Here is a 9,331-nt window from a genome sequence, read left to right as displayed (position 1 = left end):
CACCGGGGGTTTAGGGGCTGTTTGTTTGGGGGCGGCGCCGCCCGGCCCCAAAAGGGGCCCGGGCACTGGCGTTGGGGCCCCCGTACCCGCGGTGCGGGCCCCCCCTTCCGCATGTCCGCTACGCGCCGTTACGTCCTGTTGCGCGCCGACGTCACGCGGTAGACGTCGTAGACGCCTTCGACGCCCCGGACGGCCTTCAGCACGTGGCCGAGGTGTTTCGGGTCGCCCATCTCGAAGGTGAAGCGGGAGGTGGCGACGCGGTCGCGGGAGGTCTGGACGGCCGCGGAGAGGATGTTGACGTGCTGGTCGGACAGCACGCGGGTGACGTCCGACAGGAGCCGGGAGCGGTCGAGGGCCTCGACCTGGATGGCGACCAGGAAGACCGAGGACTGCGTGGGCGCCCACTCGACGTCGAGGATGCGCTCGGGCTCCCGGGACAGCGAGTCCACGTTGACACAGTCGCTGCGGTGCACCGAGACGCCGCTGCCGCGGGTGACGAACCCGATGATGGGGTCGCCGGGCACGGGCGTGCAGCAGCGGGCCAGCTTGACCCACACGTCGTCGACGCCCTTGACCACGACGCCCGGGTCGGCGCTGGAGCGGCGCTTGCGGCTGCGGCCGCGGGCCGGCGGGACCGACTCGTCGATCTCCTCGGTGGCCGCCTCCTCGCCGCCGAGGGCCTGCACCAGCTTCTGCACGATGTTCTGCGCGGAGACGTGGCCCTCGCCGATCGCCGCGTACAGGGCGGAGATGTCGGCGTAGCGCATCTCGTGCGCCAGGGTCACCAGGGAGTCGCCGGTCAGGATGCGCTGGATCGGCAGGTTCTGCTTGCGCATGGCGCGGACGATGGCGTCCTTGCCCTGCTCGATCGCCTCGTCGCGGCGCTCCTTGGAGAACCAGGCGCGGATCTTGTTGCGGGCGCGCGGTGACTTGACGAAGCCCAGCCAGTCGCGGGAGGGGCCGGCGCCGGGTGCCTTGGAGGTGAAGACCTCCACCAGGTCGCCGTTGTCGAGGGTGGATTCCAGCGGGACCAGGCGGCCGTTGACCCGGGCGCCTATGGTGCGGTGGCCGACCTCGGTGTGCACGGCGTAGGCGAAGTCGACGGGGGTGGCACCCGCGGGGAGCGCTATGACGTCGCCCTTGGGGGTGAAGACGAAGACCTCGTTGCGGGAGAGGTCGAAGCGCAGGGACTCCAGGAACTCCCCCGGGTCCTCGGTCTCCTTCTGCCAGTCCAGCAGCTGCCGCAGCCACGCCATGTCGTTGATGGCGTCCTTGTCCTTGCCGGAGGACTTCGGGGCGTCCGTGCGCACCTTGGAGGCGCCGGCGACGGCTTCCTGCTTGTACTTCCAGTGCGCGGCGATGCCGTACTCGGCGCGGCGGTGCATGTCGAACGTGCGGATCTGCAGCTCGACCGGCTTGCCGCCGGGGCCGATGACCGTCGTGTGCAGCGACTGGTACATGTTGAACTTGGGCATCGCGATGTAGTCCTTGAACCGGCCGGGGACCGGGTTCCATCGCGCGTGCACCGTGCCGAGGGCCGCGTAGCAGTCGCGGACGGTGTCCACGAGGACGCGGATGCCCACCAGGTCGTAGATCTCCGCGAAGTCCCGGCCGCGGACGATCATCTTCTGGTAGACGCTGTAGTAGTGCTTGGGGCGGCCGGTGACGGTCGCCTTGATGCGGGCCGCGCGCAGGTCCTGCTGGACCTCGTCGGTGACGATCGCCAGGTACTCGTCGCGCTTGGGTGCCCGCTCGGCGACCAGCCGGACGATTTCGTCGTACATCTTGGGGTAGAGGATCGCGAAGGCGAGGTCCTCCAGCTCCCACTTGATGGTGTTCATGCCCAGGCGGTGGGCGAGCGGCGCGTAGATCTCCAGGGTCTCGCGCGCCTTCTTCTCCTGCTTCTCGCGCTTGAGGTAGCGCATGGTGCGCATGTTGTGCAGGCGGTCGGCGAGCTTGATGACCAGGACGCGGGGGTCCTTGGCCATGGCGACGACCATCTTGCGCACGGTCTCGGCCTGCGCGGCCTCGCCGAACTTGACCTTGTCGAGCTTGGTGACGCCGTCGACGAGCAGGGTGACGACGTCGCCGAAGTCGCGGCGCAGGTCCTCCAGGCCGTACTCGGTGTCCTCGACCGTGTCGTGCAGCAGGCCCGCCATCAGCGTGGCCGGATCCATGCCCAGCTCGGCGAGGATGGTGGTGACGGCGAGCGGGTGCGTGATGTACGGGTCGCCGCTCTTGCGCTTCTGGCCGCGGTGCCAGCGCTCGGCGACCTGGTAGGCGCGCTCGATCTGGCGGAGCGTGGCCGTCTCGATCTTCGGGTCGTTGCTGCGCACTATGCGCAGCAGTGGCTCCAGCACCGGGTTGTACGGGTTCGCGCGCTGCACGCCGAGGCGGGCCAGGCGGGCGCGGACGCGGTTGGAGGAGCCGCTGCGGGCCGGCTGACCGGAGGCCTGCCGCACGGGCGGGGCGGGCTTGGGGCGGGCCTGCTCGGCGGGCTTGTCGACCGGGGCCGACTGGGCGTGCTCGACCGGCCCGCGGGTGTCGTTCTTCGCGTGGGGCGCGTTCGGCGCGGGCTTGGCCGCGGCCTCCGAGGCGGACTCGGGCTTGGCGGCGGTCAGGTGCTGGGCCTCGTCTGGCAAGAGGGCTCCTCGTGCGCGATCCGGGTCCCCCGGTCAGGCTCCGGAGACCCCATGGTAGCCATCCTGCGCCGCAGGATCGCCTTCAGGCCACTGTGAGGGCCGTCAACCCGGGAAACACGAGAGGCGGGCTCCGGATTCCTCCGGGCCCGCCTCCGCGGTGTCGTGCCGGTGTACGCCGCCCCGCGCGGGGGTTTCTAGACCGTGAGCAGCGCTTCCAGCGGGGCGCCGGACAGCGCCGGCTCCAGGCGGGCGCGGCCATGGAGGAAGCTCAGCTCCATCAGGACCGCGAGGCCCGCCACCTCGGCGCCGGCCCGGCGGATGAGCTGGACCGAGGCCTCGGCGGTGCCACCGGTGGCGAGGACGTCGTCGACGACCAGGACACGGTCGTCGGCGCTGAGGTCCTCGGCGTGCACCTCGATCTCCGCCGAGCCGTACTCCAGGTCGTAGGCCTGGGCGAGGGTGGCTCCGGGGAGCTTGCCCGCCTTGCGCACCGGGATGAAGCCGAGGCCGGCGCGGACGGCGACCGGGGCGCCGAGGATGAAGCCGCGGGCCTCCAGGCCGACGACCTTGGTGGCGCCGGTGCGCCCGGCGATCTCGGCGAGAGCGTCGGTGAGGGCCGTGAAGGCCGCCGGGTCCGCCAGGAGCGGGGTGATGTCCTTGAACATCACGCCCGGCTCCGGGTAATCGGCCACGTCCCGGATGCGGCTGAGCAGCAGCTCCCTGATGTCGGTCATCGGCGCTTCCCCGAGGGGCGGCCGCGGCCGCGCGTGCGGGACGCGGGCTGGTTGCGCGGGCCCACGACAGCGGCAGCGGCGTCGTCCTCGGGCTCGGCGGCGTACGACTCGTCCTCGTGGTCGTCGGTCTCGCCCTTGGCGGCGGACTGGGCCCGCTTGGCCAGGACGCGCTTCTTCAGGGCCTTCATCTGCGGCTCGCGCTCCTTGAGGTCGGCGACGAGCGGCGTGGCGATGAAGATCGAGGAGTAGGCACCGGCGGCGAGGCCGACGAACAGGGACAGCGAGATGTCGTTCAGCATGCCCGCGCCGAGTACGCCGCCACCGATGAACAGCAGGCCCGCCACCGGCAGCAGCGCGACCACCGTGGTGTTGATGGAGCGGACCAGGGTGCTGTTGATCGACCGGTTGGCGACTTCGCTGTAGGTCCAGCGGGTCTGCTTGGTGAGGTCCTTCGCTTGTTCCTTGAGGCTGTCGAAGACCACGACCGTGTCGTAGAGCGAGTAGCCGAGGATGGTCAGCAGACCGATCACCGTGCCCGGGGTGACCTCGAAGCCGACCAGGGCGTAGATGCCGACCGTGATCGTGATGTCGTGGATCAGGGCGACGAACGCGGCGACCGCCATGCGCCACTCGAAGGCGATGGCCAGATAGATCACGACGAGGACCAGGAAGATGCCCAGGCCCTGCCAGGCCTTGTTGGCGATCTGCTCACCCCAGCTGGGGCCGACCAGCTCGGCGTTGATCTGCTCCGCGTCGATCTTGAGGTCCTCGGCGAGCGAGTGCTTGATCTCGTTCGCCGCGCCGGTGTCGATGCCGGCGACCTGGATGCGCAGGCTGCCGTCGCCGAGCTTCTGGACGATCGCGTCGTGACCGGAGGCCTCTTCCGCGTACTCCTCGGCCTGGGTGACCGAAACCGTGGTGTTCTTCGGGGTGTTGAAGACGGCGCCGCCCTGGAACTCGATGCCCATGTTCAGGCCGCGGACCGCCAGGCCGACGATGGCCGTGATGGTGATCAGGATGGACAGGCCGTACCAGATCTTGCGGTTCTTGACGAAGTCGTAGCCGACCTCGCCACGGTGCAGCCGGGCGCCGAGGTTGCCGAGTTTCGACATCTCAGGCCTCCTTGGGGTCGACGGGGGCGGCGGGGCGGCGGGTGCGGCGCAGCGGCGGCTGGGCACCCAGGCTCTTCGGGTCGAGGCCGGACCACTTGTGGCCGTTGGCGAAGAACGGGCGGCGGGCCATCAGCGTCAGCAGCGGCTTGGTGAAGAGGAAGACCACGACCACGTCGAGCAGGGTGGTCAGACCGAGCGTGAACGCGAAGCCCTGGACCTTGCCGACGGTGACGATGAAGAGCACCGCGGCGGCGAGGAACGACACGAAGTCGGAGACCAGGATGGTGCGCCGGGCGCGCGGCCAGGCCCGCTCGACGGCGGGGCGCAGCGAGCGGCCCTCGCGGATCTCGTCGCGGACGCGTTCGAAGTACACGATGAACGAGTCCGCCGTGATGCCGATGGCGACGATGGCGCCGCAGACGGCCGGCAGGTTCAGCGCGAAGCCGATGCCGGGGCCGAGCAGCGACATGATCGTGTAGGTCAGGGCGGCCGAGACCAGCAGCGAGACGATCGCGATGAAGGACAGGCCGCGGTAGTAGGCCAGCAGGTAGATGACGACCAGCGCGAGGCCGATCGCGCCGGCGATGAGGCCGGCCTTCAGCTGGTCACCGCCGAGGGCCGCCGTCACGGTCAGCATGCTGTCGACCTTGAAGGTCAGCGGCAGGGCGCCGTAGGTCAGCATGTTGGCCAGTTCCTGGGCCGACTGCTGGTTGAAGTTGCCGGAGATCTCGGCGTTGCCACCGGTCAGGGCCTGCCGGACGTACGGGTCGGAGACCACGTCACCGTCGAGGACGATCGCGAACTGGTTCTGCGGCGACTGGTTCTGCGCCAGCTTGCCGGTGATGTCGGCGAACTTCTTGGCGCCGGCGTCGGTGAAGTCCATCGTCACCGTCCAGCCCGCACCGGTCTGGGTGTTCAGGACGGCCTGGGCCTTGTCGACGTCCGTGCCGTCGACCTCGGCGGGACCGAGGATGTACTTCTGCCACTGGCCTTGCGCGTTCTGGCCGCAGGCCAGCGTCGCGTCGGAGGCCTTGGCGGTGTCGCCGACGCTGGACCGGGTCTTCTCGTCGGTGCAGTCGAGCTTGGCGTACTGCTCCTGGAGCTTGCCGGCCGCGGCGTCGGCCGTGCCGCCGCTCGCGGACGGCGAGGGGCTGGCCCCGGCCTCGCCGGAGGCGCTCGCGGACGGGGTGGCGTCGGCCTTGAGAGCGTCCGTGAGCGCACGGCCCTGCGTGGTGGCGGAGGCGGACGGAGTCCCGGATCCCTTGTCGGTGGCCTCCGGCTTGTCGCTGGCCTTGCCGGACGGCTGGCCCGAGGGGCTGCCCGAGGCGCTGCCCGTGGGGCTCGGCGACGGTGCCGCGCCGCCGCCGGAGACCTCGGTGGCGATGACCGGGCGGAAGTAGAGCTTGGCGGTGGTGCCGACCTGCTTGCGGGCCTGGTCCGAGTTGGTGCCCTTGGGAATGTTGACGATGATGTTTTCCCGGCCCTGCGTCTGGACCTCGGACTCGGAGACGCCCAGACCGTTGACCCGGCGCTCCATGATGGAGACCGCCGTGTCCATGTTGGTCTTGTTGACCGCCGACTCGTTGCCTGCCTCGGGGACCGCGCGGAGCGTGATGCTCGTGCCGCCGGCCAGGTCGATGCCGAGACGCGGGGTCGTGTGCCCCGAGGCGAACATTCCACCGGTGAGCGCCGCGATGGCGATCAGGATCAGGGCCAGCGAGCGCCCCGGCTTGCTCTGGGCGCTCGCGCTCCGGCCCTTTTTAGGTGTGGCCACCTTCTCGTACTCCCTCTCGGGCCGCCTCGCTCCGGGTCGGCGGACGGGCGGCCATGACATGGTGTCGGGACTCCGTGCGAGTTATGGCGTGTCCCGGGGTGCGCGGGACACGGCCCGCGCACCCCGGGACACGACTACTTCGCCTCGGAGCCGCCGTCGGTCTTCTTCGGCTCTGCGTCCGGCTTCGCCTCGCCGGCCGGGGCCTCGTCGGCCGCTTCCGCGGCCGTGTCCTTCTTGCCGAGGTCGACGGCCTTGTCGTCAGCGGGGGCGTCGGCGGCGGAGTCGCCGGTCTCGGTGAGGGAGGAGGCGTCGTCCGGGACGAGGTCGGCGTCGGACTTCAGGTCGTGCTCGATGCCGTGGACGATGCGGTTGTACTCGTCGTCGGTGAGGACGGCACCGATGGCGTTCTTGGCGAAGAGGAGCTCGACGCCGGGACCGGCGTCGACGAGGACGGTGTCCTCGTTGACCTCCTTGACCGTGGCGTACATGCCCCCGATGGTGCGGACACCGCTGCCGGGCTGCATTTGGTTCCGCATCTCCACGGCCTGCTGCTGCTTCTTCTTGGCCGATCGGGTCATCAGGAACATGGCCCCGATGAGCACGATGAACGGGAGGAGGGTCAGGAGACTCACGGGTCGGTACTTCCTTCACACGACCGCGCTGTGAGCGGCCAGATGGTTGGGGGTGTGTACGCCGCCGACAAAGGCGGCATCGGCGGAGTCTAAGCGAGTCCGCGCGCAGGGAACAACGCTCAGCATGGCACCGGGGTTCCTGCTCCGGCCACTGACCTCGCCGACCCGGAGCCGTGCCGGCGCCGTCACGCCCCGAACAGGTCCTGTTGTCCGTTTCCGGCGGTCTGGGAGCGGGGCGGGGCGAGACCGAGGTGCGCCCAGGCGGCGGGGGTGGCGACCCGGCCGCGCGGGGTGCGGGCGAGCAGCCCCTCCCGGACGAGGAAGGGTTCGGCGACCTCTTCCACGGTCTCACGCTCCTCCCCCACCGCGACGGCCAGCGTGGACAGACCGACGGGGCCGCCGCCGAACAGCTTCAGCAGGGCCTCCAGAACGGCCCGGTCCAGGCGGTCGAGGCCGCGCTCGTCCACCTCGTAGACGGCGAGGGCGGCCGCCGCGATGTCCCGCGTGATCAGCCCGTCGGCCTTGACCTGGGCGTAGTCGCGGACGCGGCGCAGCAGCCGGTTGGCGATGCGGGGCGTGCCGCGGGAGCGGCCGGCGATCTCGGCGGCACCCGCCGGGTCGATCTCGACCTCCAGCAGGTGCGCCGAGCGGTGGACGACCCGCTCCAGTTCGGCCGGTTCGTAGAACTCCATGTGGGCGGTGAAGCCGAAGCGGTCGCGCAGCGGGGGCGGCAGCAGGCCGGCCCGGGTGGTGGCGCCGACCAGGGTGAAGGGGGGCAGCTCCAGCGGGATGGCCGTGGCGCCGGGGCCCTTGCCGACGATCACGTCGACGCGGAAGTCCTCCATCGCCATGTACAGCATCTCCTCGGCGGGCCGGGACATGCGGTGGATCTCGTCGAGAAAGAGGACCTCGCCCTCCTGGAGGGAGGAGAGGATCGCGGCGAGGTCGCCGGCGTGCTGGATGGCGGGGCCGGAGGTGATGCGGATGGGGGCGCCCATCTCGGCCGCGATGATCATCGACAGGGTGGTCTTGCCGAGGCCGGGGGCGCCGGAGAGCAGCACGTGGTCGGCGGTGGCGCCGCGCGCGCGTGCGGCGCGCAGGACGAGGTCGAGCTGTTCGCGGACCTTCTCCTGTCCGATGAACTCACCCAGGTCCTTGGGGCGCAGGGCGGCCTCGACGGCCTGGTCCTCACGGTCGGCGGACGCACCGACGAGCCGCTCGGCGGCCTCGGCGTCGGTCGTGTCGTCCCAGTTCATGTGATGTGCCTCGGGGTGGGGGTCAGCGGGCGCGGTTCAGGGTCTGGAGGGCCGCCTTCAGCAGCGGGCCGACCTGGGGCGTGCCCCCGGCGGCCTCGGCCTGCGGAGCCACGGCGGCTACGGCCTCGTCGGCCTCGCGGGTGGCGTATCCGAGGCCGATCAGGGCCGCGTGCAGCTGGTCGCGCCAGCCGGAGCTGACCGGTGCGCCGACGCCGGGGGCGCCGGCCGGGGCGCCGAGCCGGTCCTTCAGCTCCAGCAGCAGCTTCTGGGCACCCTTCTTGCCGATGCCGGGCACGGCGGTGAGGGCTTTCTCGTCGCCGGTGGAGACGGCCCGGCGCAGGGCGTCGGGGGTGTGCACGGCGAGCATGGCCTGGGCGAGCCGCGGGCCGACGCCGCTCGCGGTCTGGAGCAGTTCGAAGACCTGCCGCTCGTCGTCGTCGGCGAAGCCGTACAGGGTGAGGGAGTCCTCGCGCACGACCAGGGACGTGTGGAGCTTGGCCGGCTGGCCCATGCGGAGGGTGGAGAGCGTGTTCGGCGTGCACTGGACGGCCATGCCGACCCCGCCGACCTCGACGACCGCGGCGTCCGGGGCGAGTGCGGCCACTGTGCCGCTGACGAAGGCGATCATGCCGTACGGCCTTTCGGTGCTCGGGTCGGTGCTGTGGCGGTGTGCAGGGCGACGGCCTGCTGGAGCCGGTTCTGGGCGGGGGCGCGCCAGATGTGGCAGATGGCGAGGGCCAGGGCGTCGGCCGCGTCGGCGGGCTTGGGCGGGGCGTCGAGCCGGAGCAGCCGGGTGACCATCGCCCCCACCTGGGCCTTGTCGGCGCGGCCGCTGCCGGTGACGGCGGCCTTGACCTCGCTGGGCGTGTGCAGCGCCACGGGGATGCCGCGGCGGGCGGCGCAGAGCATGGCGACGGCGCTGGCCTGGGCGGTGCCCATCACCGTGCGGACGTTGTGCTGGCTGAAGACGCGCTCCACCGCGACGCACTCGGGCCGGTGCTCGTCGAGCCACTGCTCGATGCCCTGCTCGACGGCGACCAGGCGGTGTCCCAGCTCCGCGTCGGCGGGGGTCCGGACGACGCCGACGCCGACCATGGTGAGCGGCCGTCCGGCCACGCCCTCGACGACGCCCACACCGCACCGGGTCAGTCCCGGGTCCACCCCCAGCACGCGCACGCGCC

8 protein-coding genes are annotated in these 9,331 nt (G+C 71.3%); all 8 read right to left on the bottom strand.

The features are described from left to right. Window positions 1-128 precede the first annotated feature (128 nt). The 8 genes from relA to ruvC all read right to left on the bottom strand — a co-directional run bounded on the left by relA (window position 129) and on the right by ruvC (window position 9,326). On the bottom strand, window positions 129-2,642 hold the full coding sequence (relA, locus tag ACF07N_RS32970) for a GTP pyrophosphokinase (protein WP_383333891.1): 2,514 nt from the start codon (window positions 2,640-2,642) through the stop codon (window positions 129-131). A gap of 194 nt (window positions 2,643-2,836) precedes the next feature. Beyond that, window positions 2,837-3,376: an adenine phosphoribosyltransferase gene (locus tag ACF07N_RS32965; RefSeq protein ID WP_383333893.1), complete on the bottom strand. Its 540-nt coding sequence runs from the start codon at window positions 3,374-3,376 to the stop codon at window positions 2,837-2,839. Further along, entirely contained in the window at window positions 3,373-4,488 is a 1,116-nt protein-coding gene (secF, locus tag ACF07N_RS32960; RefSeq protein ID WP_383333895.1) for a protein translocase subunit SecF, read from the bottom strand. The genes ACF07N_RS32965 and secF overlap by 4 nt, the downstream gene beginning before the upstream one ends. A gap of 1 nt (window position 4,489) precedes the next feature. After that, complete coding sequence (gene secD, locus ACF07N_RS32955; protein ID WP_383333897.1) at window positions 4,490-6,262, bottom strand: protein translocase subunit SecD; 1,773 nt, start codon at window positions 6,260-6,262, stop codon at window positions 4,490-4,492. A gap of 134 nt (window positions 6,263-6,396) precedes the next feature. Continuing rightward, complete coding sequence (gene yajC / locus ACF07N_RS32950; protein WP_383347349.1) at window positions 6,397-6,894, bottom strand: preprotein translocase subunit YajC; 498 nt, start codon at window positions 6,892-6,894, stop codon at window positions 6,397-6,399. Between the two features lie 185 nt (window positions 6,895-7,079). After that, window positions 7,080-8,150, bottom strand: coding sequence for a Holliday junction branch migration DNA helicase RuvB (gene ruvB / locus ACF07N_RS32945; protein WP_392120081.1), 1,071 nt, complete (start codon window positions 8,148-8,150; stop codon window positions 7,080-7,082). A gap of 22 nt (window positions 8,151-8,172) precedes the next feature. After that, entirely contained in the window at window positions 8,173-8,778 is a 606-nt protein-coding gene (ruvA, locus tag ACF07N_RS32940; RefSeq protein ID WP_392120078.1) for a Holliday junction branch migration protein RuvA, read from the bottom strand. Further along, the gene (ruvC, locus tag ACF07N_RS32935) at window positions 8,775-9,326 is read right to left on the bottom strand and encodes a crossover junction endodeoxyribonuclease RuvC (RefSeq protein WP_383333905.1); all 552 of its coding nucleotides are present in this window, start codon (window positions 9,324-9,326) and stop codon (window positions 8,775-8,777) included. Before ruvC ends, ruvA begins: the two co-directional genes overlap by 4 nt. Window positions 9,327-9,331 lie beyond the last annotated feature (5 nt).

This window comes from Streptomyces sp. NPDC015242 (genome assembly GCF_043079125.1).
Taxonomy (GTDB): Bacteria; Actinomycetota; Actinomycetes; order Streptomycetales; family Streptomycetaceae; genus Streptomyces.
This window is presented reverse-complemented; position numbering and strand designations above follow the sequence as displayed.

Bases quoted from the DNA above. Each gene is read 5' to 3' on its own strand.
- ACF07N_RS32965 (WP_383333893.1), bottom strand. From the start codon at position 3,376: ATGACCGACATCAGGGAGCTGCTGCTCAGCCGCATCCGGGACGTGGCC.
- secF (WP_383333895.1), bottom strand. From the start codon at position 4,488: ATGTCGAAACTCGGCAACCTCGGCGCCCGGCTGCACCGTGGCGAGGTC.
- ruvB (WP_392120081.1), bottom strand. From the start codon at position 8,150: ATGAACTGGGACGACACGACCGACGCCGAGGCCGCCGAGCGGCTCGTC.
- ruvA (WP_392120078.1), bottom strand. From the start codon at position 8,778: ATGATCGCCTTCGTCAGCGGCACAGTGGCCGCACTCGCCCCGGACGCC.